We start from the raw sequence: 15,664 nt of genomic DNA on the forward strand, positions 1-15,664 counted from the left end.
CTCGCAGCCGGCAGTCGAGGGCCGCATCCCCGGTGACGGGGGTGCGGCGCTTCACGTGTGCCGAGGCGTCGACGCGCTCGACGCCAACCCCCGCCCGGGCTCCGTGGAGCAGGTGAGCGGGTCGCATGGCCACTTAGCCGGGCAATCCGCTGGCGCCGGGCGCGCCTTGAGCGAAGACTCGTCCCCATGGATGTCCCCCGGACGCACCGATGCGCCGCCCCCGCCGCCCCTGCCCTTCGTCGACGAGCACACGATCCTCGTCGCGGCCGACGTCGAGGACGTCTGGTGGGCCCTGGCCGAGGCGCTCGACTGGGCCTTCTCCCGCCCCTCGGCGGTCCGTTACGCCAAACTCGTCGGCTGCGCCGACCACACGGCGGGCGGACCACGCCCGCCTGTCGCGGGCGAGACGGCCTTCCCCGGCTTCCGCACCGCGAGCGCGGTCCCGCCCCGGGAACTGACCCTCCTGGGCCGCCACCGCTTCTCCTCGTACACCTGGACCTTCCGCCTGGACGACGCGGAGCCGGGCGGCGGTGTCCGCCTCCGCGCCGAGACCCGCGCCACCTTCCCGGGCCCGGTCGGCGGGCTCTATCGGCTGCTCGTCCTCGGCACCGGCACCCACGCGAAGCTGACCCGCCGCCTCCTGACCACCGCCCGCCTCCTCGCCGAACGCCCCTGGAGAGAAGCACCGGGAGAAACACAGGCAGAAGCACCGGCAGAGGCACCGGGAGAATCACCGGCATGACAACCCGTTCGATCCGCTCGACCCGTGTCCACCTCGACCGGGTCCTCGGTGACCGCCCGTTCGCCGAGATCGGTGACCCCGCCCCGGCCGTCGAGGACGAGGCCCGCCGGCTGCTGGCGGTGGCGGGCACGCCCGGCTCGTTCGTCGTACGGCGCTCGGCGACGACGGGGTGAGCCGGCCCGGGTCTTCCGGACGGACCGGAGGGCCACCGGCCTCGACGCCGACCGGGAGACCGTGTACGTCACCTACGACGACGGCGAGCTCGTCGCGCTCGATCCCGACGACGGCACGGTGCGCGAACGCCGGCACCTGGCGGTCGGGGCGGTGCGCGTCCTGCCGACCGCGCTGACCGTGGCGGGACCCGGCCGCCTGCTGATCGGCACGAGCGACGGACGGGCCCTGGTCTGCACGACCCGATGACCCGGCGTCATGAGGAGGCCGTACCAACGGGTGCGGCCCCCGAGCAGGTCGTCGCGGGTCGTCGCGCGTCACCCGTTTACAAGCGCCGCGCTCCGCGCTAGCTTCCGAAGAAGGTGGGTGGGAGCGCTCCCATCAAGGATGACGGACCGGAACCCGCCACCCTTCGGATCCGCTCCCGCCCAACCCCCACCTCCGCACCGCCCAACGCCCCCACCTCCGCACCGGCTCTCCGCAGGGCGCCTCCGCACCGGCACCCGCACGTTCCCCACCTCCGAGCCGTACACGCAAGGAGTTCTTGTCATGCGCGTGACAAATCCACGATTAACGCTGCCCCGACGCCACCGGGCCCTCCTCCTCGTCCTGCTCGCCCTCGTGACCACGATCCCGGCGCTCGGTCTCGTCGTCGCCGCAGGCAGTGGCAAGGCGGAGGCGCACGGCACTCCGATGAAGCCCGGCAGCCGTACGTTCCTGTGCTGGCAGGACGGGCTGACCGACACCGGGGAGATCGAACCGATCAACCCGGCCTGTCGTTCCGCGCAGCAGGTCAGCGGGACGACGCCGTTCTACAACTGGTTCTCCGTGCTCCGCTCGGACGGCGCCGGCCGGACCCGTGGCTTCGTCCCGGACGGTCAGCTGTGCAGCGGTGGCAACACCAACTTCACCGGGTTCAACACGCCCAGCGCCGACTGGCCGTTGACCCATCTCACCTCCGGAGCGACCGTCGACTTCTCGTACAACGCGTGGGCGGCGCACCCGGGTTGGTTCTACGTCTACATCACCAAGGACGGCTTCGACCCGACGAAGACGCTCACCTGGAACGACATGGAGGCACAGCCGTTCCTGAGCGTCGACCACCCGCCACTGAACGGCAGCCCGGGCACGGTCGAGGCCAACTACTCCTGGCGGGGCCAACTGCCCGCGAACAAGTCGGGCCGCCACATCATCTACATGGTCTGGCAGCGTTCGGACAGCCAGGAGACCTTCTACTCCTGCTCCGACGTCGTCTTCGACGGGGGCAACGGCGAGGTGACCGGGATCAAGCAGCCCGGCGACCCCACCGACCCGGTACCGGGGGAGTGCGCTGCGACCCGGCGTACGACGGGCAGTTGGAACGGCGGCTACCAGTCCGAGGTCGTCGTCACCAACACCGGCGACGTGCCGATGCTCGGCTGGATGGTCAACTGGACACTGCCGGCCGGGCAGACAGTCGACAGCCTCTGGAGTGGCAGCGCCACCTACACCGGACAGGACGTGATGGTGCACAACGCGAACTGGAACGGGTCGCTGGATCCCGGTGAAACCGCCACCTTCGGCTATGTGGTGCAAGGGCCGGGAGGTGATCCCGCGACCACGCTGCCCTGCCGGGTGGGCTGAGCCCGGCTCCCGTTCGCGGCACCGGCCCTGTGCGGGGGCGGATGTCGCGCTCGGGGCGGACCGGGTGGGCGGGCGGTGCGTGCCCACCCGGTCCGCGAGCCGCGACCCGGTACGGGGGAGACCGGGCGCGGGGGAGTGCGGCTGTGGGACCCCTCGGCAGGACAACGTTGTCGAGTGGTCTGGACAAGACTCTATCGTTCCAACGGGCAACCAAGTCAAGCCGGTTGGACCGAGGTGCCCGGCCGCCTCCGTCCAGCTGTCAGGACAGCAGCTCCACCTCCGCGAGCGTCGCCGTGTCGTCGAGGACGAGCCGGTAGTGGTCGTACGCCCTCGGGGCCGGTACGGAGAAGGCCCGGGTCTGGCGGTCCCAGGCGAAGGATTCGCCGGAGCGCCGGTCGAGGGTCTTCCAGGTCCGGCCGTCCGTGGACGCCTGGAGGGTCCAGCCGGCCGGGGCCTCGGTGCGATCGGCGGAGGTCAGCGTGTACTGGACCGCCCTGGTCCGGGCGGGAGTCGGCAGCGTCACTCTCCCCACGGACGCCTTCGTCGACGAGGTGTCGTCGAACAGCTCCCCGTCGCCCTCGATCGCGTCGCTGCGCGGAGAGGGCACCTTGTCGTCCTTCGTGATCGACACCGGGGCCGCGCTCTCACCCGTGCCCCAGCGGGAGGGCTCCGGACCCATGTCGAACCTCAGCACACCCCCGCGCGAGAGGAGCGAGTGCGGCAGTGCGGTGGACGTCCAGGCCCTGCCGTTGACCTTCAGACCCTGCACGTACACGTTCCTGGCGCTGTTCCCCGGGGCCTCGACGACCAGGTCCCTGCCGTTCTCCAGGTGGACGGTCGCCTTGGTGAACAGCGGGGAGCCGACGGCGTACTCGCCGCTGCCCATCACCAGCGGGTAGAAGCCGAGCGCGGAGAAGAGGTACCAGGCGGACTGCTCGCCGTTGTCCTCATCGCCGTGGTAACCCTGGCCGATGTCGCTGCCGACGTAGAGGCGGGAGAGCACCTCGCGGACCTTCTCCTGGGTCTTCCAGGGCTGCCCGGCCGCGTCGTACATGTAGATCGCGTGGTGAGCGACCTGGTTGGAGTGGCCGTACATGCCCATCCGGACGTCACGGGCCTCGGTCATCTCGTGGATGACCCCGGGATAGGAGCCGATGAGCTCGGGGGAGGCCGTCTCCGGCGTGGAGAAGTAGGTGTCCAGCTTCCTCGCCAGCCCGCCGCGACCGCCGTACAGGTTGGCCAGGCCCTTGCTGTCCTGCGGTGCGGTGAAGGCGTACCCCCAGCCGTTGGTCTCGGTGTAGTCGTGGCCCCAGACCCGGGGGTCGTAGGACGCGGAGTCGACCCGCCAGGCACCGGTGCCGTCGCGGCCCTGGAAGAACCCGGCCTTCCCGTCGAACAGCTCGACGTAGTCGCGGGCCCTGTCGAGGAAGTACGCCGCCTCCTCCCGGTAGCGTTTCTCGCCGGTCTTCCGGTACAGCGCCTGGCCCATGCGCGCGATGCCGTAGTCGTTGAGGTAGCCCTCCAGCGCCCAGGACAGACCCTCGTGCGTGTCGGTGCTGGTGTAGCCGAGGAAGGGGGAGGTGGCCATGCCCTTGCGGCCGACGCCCGCCGACGGCGGCACGACGGTGGCGTTCTTCAGGGCCGCCTCGTACGCCGATCTCGCGTCGAAGTCCACACCCTTGACGTATGCGTCCGCGAACGCCACGTCCGAGGAGGTGCCGGTCATCAGGTCCGCGTAGCCGGGGGAGGACCACCGGGAGGTCCAGCCGCCGTCCTTGTACTGCTGTACGAAACCGTCGACCATCTCGCCGGCCTTGTCGGGCGTCAGCAGCGCGTACGCGGGCCAGGTGGTCCGGTAGGTGTCCCAGAAGCCGTTGTTGACGTAGACCTTGCCGTCGACGATCTTCGCGCCGGTGTGGGTCGGGGTGTCCGGGCCGGTCATCGGGGAGAACGGCGAGGCGTACCGGTAGGTCGAACCCACCTTCTCGAAGCCGGAGTTGGGGTACAGATACAGCCGGTAGAGATTCGAGTACAGCGTCGTCAGCTGGTCGGGGGTCGCGCCCTCGACCTCCACCTTCCCGAGGACGCGGTCCCACTGCGCCCGCGCCCGGTTCTTCACCGTCGTGAAAGAGGTGCCCTCGGGTATCTCCTGGCGCAGGTTGTCCTTGGCCTGGTCCAGGCTGATGAGCGAAGTGGCGAGACGCAGCGTCACCGTGCGGTCCGCGCCCGCGTCGAAGCGGAGGTGGCCCTTCACCCCGGTCGAGCCGCCGTCCGTGACCGGCGCGTCGAAGACTCCGTACACGAAGAGCCGGGTCGCGCCCGTCGACAGCCCGGACTTCACATCCGAGAACCCGGTGACGACCCCGGCGTCCTTGTCCAGGGTCAGCCCCGCCTGGTCGGTCACATTGTCGAAGATCACGCTCGCGTCGTCGCCGGGGTAGGTGAAGCGCAGCGCCGCCGCGTGGTCCGTGGGTGCCATCTCGGCCCTGACGCCGTTCTCGAAGCGCACCCCGTAGTAGTAGGGCCGGGCCGTCTCGTTCTCGTGCCGGAAGGCCAAGGCCCGGGACGTACGGCTCAGTTCGGGTGTCCCGGTGGCCGCCGAGGGCATCACCTGGAAGGTCTGCCGGTCGCCCATCCAGGGGCTCGGCTCATGACTGGCGCTGAACGCCTGGACGGTCGGCAGGTTGTCCGCGTTGTTGCCGCGCGCGTAGTCGTACAGCCAACTCAGGGAACCCGCGTTGGTCACCGGCGTCCAGAAGTTGAAGCCATGGGGCACCGCCGTCGCCGGGAAGTTGTTGCCGCGGGAGAAGCCGCCGCTGGAGTTCGTCCCCCGGGTGGTCACCGCGTAGTCGGAGAGATGCGCCTTCGGCCGCTCGGGCGCCCGGACCCGCAGCGTCACGTCGTCGAGCCAGCCGCGGAACCGTGCCGGGCCCTTCGGGGAGTCGTACGCCACCAGGATCCGGTCCACGGTCCGCCCGGCCGCGACCGACCCGATCCGCGCGACCACGTCGTTCCACTGGTTGACGTACAGCACCTTCGCCGCGCCCTGCCCGCGCGGCGACAGCGGGAAGCCGTGGCCGTCCACCGCTCCCAGCTCGCTGAGGGAGGTGCCGTCGGTGAAGACCAGGTCGACCGAGACGTTGGTGGCGTCGTAGTCCAGGTCGCCGTCCGCCAGCGACGGGAAGATCCGGTAGGCCAGCTCGGTGTCGCGCTCGACGGCCACGTCCACGTCGAAGATCTTGTTGTACGAGTGGGCCGCCCCGTCCGCGGTGTGGCGGCCCGCGTACCTGAGGGCCCGCTTGCCGGTGAAGCCCGCGCCGGCCTTCGCGGTCGCGGATCCGCTCGGGCCCCGGTCGACCAGCGACAGCATCTCCTTCGGCGGGGGCGCCTGCCCGCCGCCCGTGGAGAACCGCACATCGGCGAGCTGGGTGATCATCGAGGCGCCGTTGTTCCGGGTGATGTCGAGCCGGAAGTGCCGGTACCCGGCCACCGCGCCCTGGGGGATGTCGTACGACTTCGTCTGGAACCGCTGCGCGAAGCTCTCGCCGGAGCGGGTGTCGAGGGTCTTCCACTCCTTGCCGTCGGTGGAGCCCCTGAGGGTCCAGTCCCTCGGGTCGCGGGTCTCGAAGTCGTTCGCCGACGTGAGTGCGTAGGTCACCACCTCGGCCGGTCCGGCGAGGTCGAACTCGGCCCAGCCGGTGGGCTGGAAGGTGAGCCACTTGGTGGCGGACTCGCCGTCGACGAGGTTCTCCTTCACCTCACCGCCCTCGGTGTTCTCGCCGCTGGCCCGGACCTCGGTGACCCGGTCGGTGATGTCGCCCGGAATGCCGGTGGTGTAGCCGCCGTCGACGCCCGAGGCCCGGGGGGAGCCGTCCGGGGCGGTGTCGACCGTGCTGATCCAGTCCGGGGCCGGGTCGTCCGGTTCGAACGAGGAGCCGAACTCCCGCGCACCGGCCGCCGGCCGGTCCGGTAACGCCACGGCCGCCCCCTGCGAGGCCATCACCAGAGCGAACGCGACGGCGCCGAACACCGCCGTGGAACTCCTTCCGTGCCGCATCAGCAGCACCCTCCCTACGTCCAGCAGACTGTTTCCGATCAAGAAGCGACCGAAAGAGGACAACGTTGTCGACTGTGTAACGCGAGGACCAGTAGGGGTTGAAGTGGCGAGTGATGTCAAGGGTGTTGACTGCGCCATCCGGGCCGAATGGCGGGGATTTTCCGGTCAGGTGACGCAAGGTCGCTCATATTTCCGAGAGGTCTCAACTCGGAAAAGACCGAAGGCGAACCTTGCATTCGATCTTGCCCCTCTGGCGGGAAGTGGACTATACCTGTCGGCGTCCGCATAGTGGTCGCACGACGTGGACGGCACTACCTGGGGGGAATTACCGGTGGTCGCGGACGTGTCCGCGCGCCGACCGCCGTGTTGCCCCTGTTGAATCCTCACGCACGACCCCAGCTTGAACCGACCGCGGTGCCGGGAGGATCCGGTTCACCGCCTGAGTCCTGGAGAAGGCGAGGACTTGAGCATGGGATCCACTACCGCTGAGCCCGACCACGGCCCCGAGGGCACCGGCACCACCCACCCCGAGGGCGTCGGCCGCCGCGATCTGATCAAGCGGTCCGCCGCGCTGGGCCTGATCACCGTCCCCACGATGAGCTTCCTGTCGGCGTGTGCCAGCGGGGGCGGCGGGGACGACACCTCCGAGGACACCCAGGGCGAGTCCTCCGAGTCGAACCCCTTCGGCGTCAAGAAGGGCAGCAAGCTCGACGTCGTCATCTTCAAGGGCGGCTACGGCGACGCCTACGCCAAGGCCTGGGAGGCCTCCTTCCAGGAGAAGTGGGGGGTCACCTCCACCCACACCGGAACCCAGGAGATCACCGGCAAGCTCCAGCCCCGGTTCAACGCGGGCAACCCGCCGGACATCGTCGACGACTCCGGCGCCCAGCAGATCCCGATCGACGTCCTCTACAAGAACGACCAGCTCCTCGACCTCGCCGCGGTGCTGGACGCCCCCTCGATCGACGACCCGGCCAAGAAGGTCCGCGACACCCTCATCCCCGGCACGCTCGACGCGGGCATGCAGGAGGACAAGGTCGTCGCCCTCAACTACATCTACACGGTGTGGGGCCTGTGGTACTCCGGCAAGCTCTTCAAGGAGAACGGCTGGGAGGAGCCCAAGACCTGGGCCGACTTCCTGACCATCTGCAAGGAGGCCAAGGCCAAGGGCATCGGCGGCCTCGCCCACCAGGGCAAGTACCCGTACTACATCAACGTCGCCATCATGGACCTGATCGCCAAGACGGGCGGACTGGAGGCCATGAAGGCGATCGACAACCTCGACCCGAAGGCGTTCGTCGGCTCCGACGCCGCGAAGGCCGGCGTCGAGGCGATCTACGAGGTCGTCGAGAAGGGCTATCTGATGCCCGGCACGAACGGCCTCACCCACACCGAGTCCCAGACCCGCTGGAACCAGTACAAGGCCGTGTTCATCACCTCCGGCTCCTGGCTGGAGAACGAGCAGCTCAAGCAGACCCCGGACGACTTCGACATGACGTTCATGCCGATGCCGCTGCTGCCGGACAGCGTGATGCCGTTCGAGGCGATCCGGGCCGGCTCCGGCGAGCCGTTCATCATCCCGGCCAAGGCCAAGAACCTGCCGGCCGCCCAGGAGTTCATGCGGATGATGCTCTCCAAGGAATGGTCGACGCTGTTCGCCAAGGAGGCCAACTCGCTGACCATCCTCAAGGACGGCGTCGACACCGGCGTGCAACTGCGGCCGGGCACGCAGTCGACGGTCGAGGCATCCAAGGCCGCCGGTGACAACACGTTCCGTTACCTGTACACCGAGTGGTACAGCGAGATGGACACGGCGATCCAGAACGCGTCGAACGAACTGATGGCGAAGCGGATCCAGCCGGCCGAGTGGTTGAAGCGGGCGCAGGCCGCGGTGGACAAGCAGGCGAAGGACCCGGATTCCAAGAAGAACCGCCGGGACTAGTGGGGCGTCGGAGCGCCGAGGGAGCTGCGCACTGTGGTGAGCTGCGGGTTCGTCGTGGCTCACCGCGCAGTTCCCCGCGCCCCTGAAAGGACGGGGCGCGCTTTTCGTCCCCTCGAACCCGAGGCAGGAAAACGCCAATGCGCAAAGGGCAGAACCGGTTCGTCGCGGGGTTTCTCCTGGTCCCCGTGGCGCTTTATCTGATCTTCGTGATCTGGCCGTACATCCAGACGTTCGGCTATTCGCTGACGGACTGGAAGGGCCAGTCCCAGACCTTCTCCTTCATCGGCCTGGACAACTACACCGCGTTGTTCGAGGACGACATCTTCCTCCAGGCGATCTGGCACAACATCCTGTTCCTGGTGTTCATCCCGGTCATCACGATCCTGCTCGCGCTGTTCTTCGCCTTCATGCTGAACGCGGGCGGACGCGGCCGGGCCGGCGGGGTGTCCGGGGTCGCAGGGTCGGGCTTCTACAAGATCGTGTACTTCTTCCCGCAGGTGCTGTCGCTGGCGATCCTCGCGGTGCTCTTCGGCGCCGTGTACCGCAGCGACAGCGGCGGCATGCTCAACGGCCTGCTGATGAAACTGGGACTGGTCGACGAGAGCAGTCCCGTCGAGTGGCTGAACGAGCCGAACATGGTGCTCTGGGCCCTCATCCTGGTCGTCGTCTGGCACGGCGTCGGCTTCTACCTGGTGCTGTTCTCCGCCGCCATGCAGGCCATCCCGAGGGACATCTACGAGGCCGCGCTGATCGACGGCGCCGGCCGCGCCCACACCTTCTTCCGCATCACCCTGCCGCTGCTGTGGGACTCCGTGCAGACCGCCTGGGTCTACCTCGGCATCGCGGCCATGGACATGTTCATCCTGGTCTCGACGATGACGGCGGGGGAGTACGGAGGCGGCCCCGACCACCACAGCGAGGTCATGGCGACCGTGATGATGCGGAACTTCCTGCTGTACGGCAGGAGCGGCTACGCCTGCGCGATGGGCGTCGTGATGTTGCTCCTCACCCTGATCGTGTCGGTGGTCATGCTGCGGGCCACCCGTCGCGAGCGCGTCGAGTTCTGAGCGGGAGAGACGACAGAAGATGAGTGCACCCCTCAAGACCGCCTCGCGCGGCGACTCGGTCCCCACCGGCCCGACCGTGACCAAGCGGGGGTCCGGTGATCCCGGCGACGAGCGCGGGGAAGGCGTCGTCCTCAACGTCTTCTCGCACGGGTTCCTCGCCCTGTGGGCCCTGCTGATCGTGCTGCCGCTGCTGTGGCTGGTGCTCAGCTCCTTCAAGACCGACGCCCAGATCGGCGGCTCGGCCTTCGGCTGGCCGCAGAACTGGTCCCTGGACGTCTTCTCCCGGGCCTGGGACAAGGGCATCGGCGACTACTTCGTCAACACGGTCATCGTGCTGGTCTTCTCCGTGCCGCTGACCATGCTGTTCGGCTCGATGGCCGCGTACGTCCTGGCCCGCTACCCGTTCCGGGGCAACCGGCTGCTGTACTACTTCTTCGTCGCCGGCGCGATGTTCCCCGTGTTCCTGGCCCTGGTGCCGTTGTTCTTCATGGTCAAACGGCTGGACATGCTGAACACCTACCAGGGGCTGATCCTGGTGTACGTCGCCTACTCGCTGCCGTTCACGGTGTTCTTCATGCACGCGTTCTTCCGGACGCTGCCCACCGCCGTCTTCGAGGCGGCCATCCTCGACGGGGCCTCGCACACCCGGACGTTCTTCCAGGTCATGCTGCCGATGGCCAAGCCCGGGCTGATCAGCGTCGGGATCTTCAACACCTTGGGGCAGTGGAACCAGTTCATCCTGCCCACCGTTCTCATGCAGCCGCAGAGCGGCGACGATCCCGAGCGGTACGTTCTCACCCAGGGCCTCATCCAGCTCCAGCAGCAGCAGGGCTACGCCTCGGACCTGCCCGTCCTCTTCGCCGGGGTCACCATCGCCATGATCCCCATGCTCGTCGTCTATCTCTCCTTCCAGCGACAGGTCCAGGCCGGCCTCACCTCGGCCACCCTCAAGTAGCCGATCCCAGGACCCCAAGTAGCCGCAGAGTGACATTTAGTGGTCACTCGGCGGTCCCAGTTTCCGTCAAGGACTTGACTGCGGTAACCCGTTCAGCGGAGCTTGGAGTTCACAACTTGTAAGTGACCCGGGTTCCGCGGCTGTGACCTGGGTCACCCGGGCGGCGTGCGGGCCGCCCGGTCTGGGACGGGAGTGGATGAGTCGATGGAGACTCCGGGGTCGCAGTCGTCGCTGCACCGAGCAAATCTCGAGCGCGTCGTACGGGCGGTGCGCCTCGCCGGGTCGCTCACGCAGGCGGAGATCGCCAGGGCCACCGGCCTGTCCGCGGCCACGGTCTCCAATATCGTGCGCGAGCTCAAGGACGGTGGAACCGTCGAGGTCACGCCCACTTCGGCGGGCGGCCGCCGGGCGCGCGCGGTCTCGCTGAGCGGGGACGCGGGCATCGTGATCGGCGTGGACTTCGGGCACACGCATTTGCGCGTCGCGATCGGGAATCTCGCCCATCAGGTGCTCGCCGAGGAGGCCGAGCCGCTGGACGTGGACGCCTCCTCGACGCAGGGATTCGACCGTGCGGAGCAACTGGTCACCCGGCTGATCGAGGCCACCGGGGTGGATCGTACGAAGGTCGCGGGCGTGGGGCTCGGGGTGCCCGGCCCGATCGACGTGGAGTCCGGGACGCTCGGCTCCACCGCGATCCTGCCGGGCTGGACCGGCACCAAGCCCGCCGCCGAGATGCAGGACCGCCTGGGCGTCGCCGTGCACGTGGACAACGACGCCAACCTCGGCGCCCTGGGTGAGCTGGTCTGGGGCAGCGGCCGGGGCGTGCGGGACCTGGCCTACATCAAGGTTTCCAGCGGCGTTGGTGCCGGCCTGGTGATCGATGGCAAGATCTACAGAGGCCCGGGTGGCACAGCGGGAGAAATCGGGCATATTACTCTTGATGAATCCGGCCCGGTCTGCCGCTGCGGCAACCGCGGCTGCCTGGAGACCTTCGCTGCCGCGCGCTATGTGCTGCCGCTCCTCCAGTCCAGCCACGGCACCGATCTGACCATGGAGGGGGTCGTACGGCTGGCGAGGGACGGGGATCCGGGCTGCCGTCGGGTGATCGCCGACGTCGGCCGACACATCGGAAGTGGAGTCGCCAATCTCTGCAATCTGTTGAACCCGAGCCGCGTGGTCCTCGGTGGCGATCTCGCCGAGGCCGGAGAGCTGGTTCTGGGACCCATAAGGGAGTCGGTCGGCCGGTACGCGATCCCGAGTGCCGCACGTCAACTCTCGGTGCTGCCAGGGGCACTTGGTGGCCGTGCCGAGGTCCTCGGGGCCCTGGCGCTGGCCCTCGGCGAGATGGGTGATTCGACCCTTTTGGACGGGACCCTCTCCGCAGCAACCCCTGTCTTCACTTAGAGAACGAAACACGCCGTTGCCAACCCGTTAAGGATTTACTTCTTGACGTCGCACGTGTGGCCGAGTTGACTTCCAGCCACCTCGGCCGCAGCGCTGCGGCCCGTGTCAGGGAGGCACAACCCAAAATGAACGCAACGATGCGTAGAGTCGTGATCGGCGCCACCGCGGTTTCGCTGGCGCTCTCCGTGGCCGCCTGTGGCAAGGCCGGCGACGACAACGACTCGGACAGCGGCAGCGGCTCGGACAGCAAGTCCATCGGCCTGCTCCTGCCCGACTCGGTCACCGCGCGGTACGAGAAGTTCGACAAGCCTTACTTCGAGGCCAAGGTCAAGGAACTCTGCGACGACTGCGACGTCCAGTACGCGAACGCCGCGGCCGACCCGAACAAGCAGGCTCAGCAGATGAGCACCATGGTGACCAAGGGCGTCAAGGTCATCGTCGTCTCCGCCCAGGACTCCGCCGCCATCAAGTCCTCCATCCAGTCCGCGGTGGACAAGGGCGTCAAGGTCGTCGCCTACGACCGTCTCGCCCAGGGCCCGGTCTCGGCCTACGTCTCCTTCGACAACGTCAAGGTCGGCGAGCTGCAGGGCCAGGCCCTCCTCGACGCCCTCGGCGACAAGGCGACCGCCAAGTCCAAGGTCGTCATGATCAACGGTGACGACGCCGACCCGAACGCCGGTCAGTTCAAGGAGGGCGCGCACAAGGCCCTCGACGGCAAGGTCGACATCGCCTACGAGCAGTCCGGCCTGTGGAAGGACACCGTCGCCGCCGAGAAGATGTCTGCGGCGATCACCCAGCTGGGCGCCAAGAACATCGCCGGCGTCTACGCGGCCAACGACGGCATGGCCGGTGGCATCGCCAACACCCTCAAGGGTGCGAAGATCAGTGGCATCCCCCTGACGGGTCAGGACGCCGAGCTCGCGGCCATCCAGCGGATCGTCGCCGGCACGCAGTCCTCCACGGTCTACAAGGCCTACAAGCCGGAGGCCGACACGGCCGCCGAGCTCGCGGTCAACCTGCTGGAGGGCAAGGACATCAAGTCCCTGGCCGACACCGAGGTGACCAGCGGCTCCGGCGACAAGGTCCAGGCGAAGCTGCTGACCCCGGTCTCCGTGACCAAGGACAACATCAACGACACGGTGGTGAAGGACGGCCTCTACACGGTCGCCGACATCTGCACCGCCGAGTACGCCAAGGCCTGCAAGGAGGCCGGCCTCGAGTAGTCGCTCGGGCCCATGGCCGCGCGGGGTCGTCCCGGTGACGACCCCCGCGGTCCCGTAGAACCTGTCCGACGCCCGCCCCGACTTCAGACCCCGCTTCCGGGGCGGGCGTCGGACGGAACCGCTGCCGACAGAGCAGCGGCCACAAGCATGTCCACCTTGTAAGCCTTGTGCGAAGGCCCCTCGTCGATGGGGCCCGGCACATCCTCCGCGCCCGGTTCCTGGCGCGGCATCCCCGCCGGTCAGGCGGCGAAGGAGATGGTTCACGTGTCCGCTACGCCCGTGCTGGCGTTGCGCGGAGTCTCCAAGCGATTCGGTGCGGTGCAGGCACTCACCGACGTCGAGCTGGAGGTCCACGCCGGTGAAGTGGTCGCCCTGGTGGGCGACAACGGCGCCGGAAAGTCCACCCTGGTCAAGACCATCGCGGGTGTCCACCCCATCGATGAGGGCGTCATCGAGTGGCAGGGCGCCCCGGTCAGGATCAACAAGCCGCACGACGCCCAGGGTCTCGGTGTCGCGACGGTCTACCAGGACCTCGCGCTCTGCGACAACCTCGACGTCGTCGGCAACCTCTACCTCGGTCGCGAGCTGCTGCACCGGGGCGTCATCGACGAGGTGACGATGGAGAAGAACTCCCGGGAGCTGCTGTCCACGCTCTCCATCCGGATCCCGAGCGTGCGGATCCCGATCGCGAGCCTCTCCGGCGGTCAGCGCCAGGTCGTCGCCATCGCCCGCGCCCTCATCGGTGACCCCAAGCTCGTCATCCTGGACGAGCCCACCGCCGCCCTCGGCGTCGAGCAGACCGCGCAGGTGCTCGACCTGGTCGAACGGCTGCGCGAGCGCAACCTGGCCGTCATCCTCATCAGCCACAACATGGCCGATGTGAAGGCGGTCGCGGACACCGTCGCGGTCCTGCGTCTGGGCAGGAACAACGGCTCCTTCTCCGTGAAGGACACCAGTCACGAAGAGATCATCGCCGCGATCACGGGTGCCACGGACAACGCCGTGACCCGTCGCGCGGGGCGGCGCACCACGGAGGCGGCAAAGTGAGCGACACGTCCAAGACCGTGAAGAGCGATTCCGCGACCGCCGACGAGGGCCAGACCACGGTCGCCCCCGCCGACGACCCCACGGCGGCGCCGGTCACCGTCGTCGACCCGCGTCTGCTGGTCCGCGAAGAGGGCCTCAAGGGCTATGTCACCGAGTTCAAGCGCAAGGTGAAGGGCGGCGAGCTGGGCTCGCTGCCGGTGGTCATCGGCCTGATCGTCATCTGGACGATCTTCCAGCTCCAGAACGATCGTTTCCTCAGCGCCGACAACCTCTCGAACATCAGCTACTTCCTCTCGGCCACCGGCATGCTCGCCATCGGCCTGGTCTTCGTGCTGCTGCTCGGCGAGATCGACCTGTCCGTGGGTTCGGTCAGCGGCCTGGCCTCCACCGTCTTCGCCGTGTTCGCGGTGAACAACGGTATGAATTCCTGGTTGTCGCTGGTCCTCGCGATCCTCACCGGTATCGCCATCGGCGCGCTGCACGGCTGGTTCTTCGCCAAGATCGGCGTACCCGCGTTCGTCGTCACCCTGGCCGGCTTCCTCGGCTGGAACGGCCTGATGCTGTGGCTGCTCGGTGAGAGCGGCACGATCAACATTCCCTCCGACGAGGGCCCGGTCCGCCTGCTCGGCCAGAGCTCCTTCTTCATGGACCAGGCCATCATCGGCGCGTACATCCTGGCCGGCCTCGCCGTGGTGCTCTCCCTCGTGGGCAACCTCAACGAGCAGCGCCGTCGCCGGGCTGCGGGTGTGCCGTTCCGTCCGACCAGCGAGATCCTGTTGCGCGTCGGCGTGCTCGCCCTCGCGTCCTTCACCGCCGCCGCCGTGCTCAACAACGCGTCCGGTGTCTCGAACGCGCTGGTGATCTTCCTGGCGGCGCTGGTGATCGTGGACTTCGTCCTGCGTCGTACGACCTACGGCCGTCAGGTCTTCGCGGTCGGCGGTGGCATCGAGGCGGCCCGCCGGGCCGGCATCAACGTGCCGATGATCCGGATCACCGTGTTCGCCCTCTCCGGCGGCTTCGCGGCGATCGGTGGCATGTTCTTCGTCGGTCAGACCGCGAGCGCGACACTGTCCGCCGGTGGCGGCAACGTCCTGATGCTCGCCATCGCCGCCGCCGTCATCGGTGGCACCAGCCTCTTCGGCGGGCGGGGGTCGGTGTGGTCCGCGCTGCTGGGCATGCTCGTCATCCAGTCGATCCAGACGGGCCTCAACCTGCTGAACATGAACACCTCGATCCAGTACATGATCACGGGTGCGGTGCTGCTGGGTGCGGTCGTCATTGACTCCGTCAGCCGTAGGAGCCAGAAGGCGGCGGGTCGCGCCTGACCGCCGTCGGTGCGCTCATGTGCCCGGTGCCTTCAAGGCGCCGGGCACTTCCGCTTGTTGTCGGACGTTTCGTACGGGTACGTCTGCGCAGGATGGTTTACGGCCGTT

At 68.3% G+C, this 15,664-nt stretch carries 12 protein-coding genes; 11 read left to right on the forward strand and 1 reads right to left on the reverse strand.

The window, feature by feature from the left end:
• Window positions 1-190 precede the first annotated feature (190 nt).
• From E4N62_RS07585 to E4N62_RS07600, 4 genes are all read left to right on the forward strand, one after another.
• Window positions 191-742 (forward strand): hypothetical protein, encoded by a 552-nt coding sequence (locus tag E4N62_RS07585; protein WP_230213062.1) that lies wholly within the window; start codon window positions 191-193, stop codon window positions 740-742.
• Window positions 739-915 carry a hypothetical protein gene (locus tag E4N62_RS07590; protein WP_230213065.1) on the forward strand — a complete coding sequence of 59 codons (177 nt, stop codon included), beginning with the start codon at window positions 739-741 and terminating at the stop codon, window positions 913-915. Before E4N62_RS07585 ends, E4N62_RS07590 begins: the two co-directional genes overlap by 4 nt.
• Before the next feature lie 61 nt (window positions 916-976).
• Window positions 977-1,162, forward strand: coding sequence for a hypothetical protein (locus tag E4N62_RS07595; protein WP_230213068.1), 186 nt, complete (start codon window positions 977-979; stop codon window positions 1,160-1,162).
• A 300-nt stretch (window positions 1,163-1,462) separates the two neighbouring features.
• Window positions 1,463-2,536, forward strand: a complete 1,074-nt coding sequence (locus E4N62_RS07600; protein WP_230213070.1) for a lytic polysaccharide monooxygenase — start codon at window positions 1,463-1,465, stop codon at window positions 2,534-2,536.
• Window positions 2,537-2,795: 259 nt separating this feature from the next.
• Here the strand turns inward: E4N62_RS07600 and E4N62_RS07605 are convergent, their stop codons facing one another.
• Window positions 2,796-6,593, reverse strand: a complete 3,798-nt coding sequence (locus E4N62_RS07605; RefSeq protein WP_230214056.1) for a GH92 family glycosyl hydrolase — start codon at window positions 6,591-6,593, stop codon at window positions 2,796-2,798.
• Window positions 6,594-7,062: 469 nt separating this feature from the next.
• Between E4N62_RS07605 and ngcE the strand changes: the two genes are divergently transcribed.
• The 7 genes from ngcE to E4N62_RS07640 all read left to right on the forward strand — a co-directional run bounded on the left by ngcE (window position 7,063) and on the right by E4N62_RS07640 (window position 15,556).
• Window positions 7,063-8,535 (forward strand): N-acetylglucosamine/diacetylchitobiose ABC transporter substrate-binding protein, encoded by a 1,473-nt coding sequence (gene ngcE / locus E4N62_RS07610; RefSeq protein WP_230213073.1) that lies wholly within the window; start codon window positions 7,063-7,065, stop codon window positions 8,533-8,535.
• A gap of 137 nt (window positions 8,536-8,672) precedes the next feature.
• Window positions 8,673-9,602 (forward strand): carbohydrate ABC transporter permease, encoded by a 930-nt coding sequence (locus tag E4N62_RS07615; protein WP_086801846.1) that lies wholly within the window; start codon window positions 8,673-8,675, stop codon window positions 9,600-9,602.
• 19 nt (window positions 9,603-9,621) lie between these two features.
• Window positions 9,622-10,557, forward strand: coding sequence for a carbohydrate ABC transporter permease (locus tag E4N62_RS07620; RefSeq protein WP_230213075.1), 936 nt, complete (start codon window positions 9,622-9,624; stop codon window positions 10,555-10,557).
• Window positions 10,558-10,761: 204 nt separating this feature from the next.
• Entirely contained in the window at window positions 10,762-11,961 is a 1,200-nt protein-coding gene (locus tag E4N62_RS07625) for an ROK family transcriptional regulator (protein WP_230213078.1), read from the forward strand.
• A gap of 137 nt (window positions 11,962-12,098) precedes the next feature.
• Entirely contained in the window at window positions 12,099-13,184 is a 1,086-nt protein-coding gene (locus E4N62_RS07630) for a sugar ABC transporter substrate-binding protein (RefSeq protein ID WP_230213081.1), read from the forward strand.
• Between the two features lie 255 nt (window positions 13,185-13,439).
• Complete coding sequence (locus tag E4N62_RS07635) at window positions 13,440-14,231, forward strand: ATP-binding cassette domain-containing protein (RefSeq protein ID WP_230213083.1); 792 nt, start codon at window positions 13,440-13,442, stop codon at window positions 14,229-14,231.
• Window positions 14,228-15,556 carry a sugar ABC transporter permease gene (locus E4N62_RS07640; protein ID WP_230213086.1) on the forward strand — a complete coding sequence of 443 codons (1,329 nt, stop codon included), beginning with the start codon at window positions 14,228-14,230 and terminating at the stop codon, window positions 15,554-15,556. The genes E4N62_RS07635 and E4N62_RS07640 overlap by 4 nt, the downstream gene beginning before the upstream one ends.
• The last annotated feature ends 108 nt before the right edge of the window (window positions 15,557-15,664 follow it).

Origin of the sequence: Streptomyces sp. MNU76 (assembly GCF_020982545.1) — a bacterium.
Taxonomy (GTDB): Bacteria; Actinomycetota; Actinomycetes; order Streptomycetales; family Streptomycetaceae; genus Streptomyces.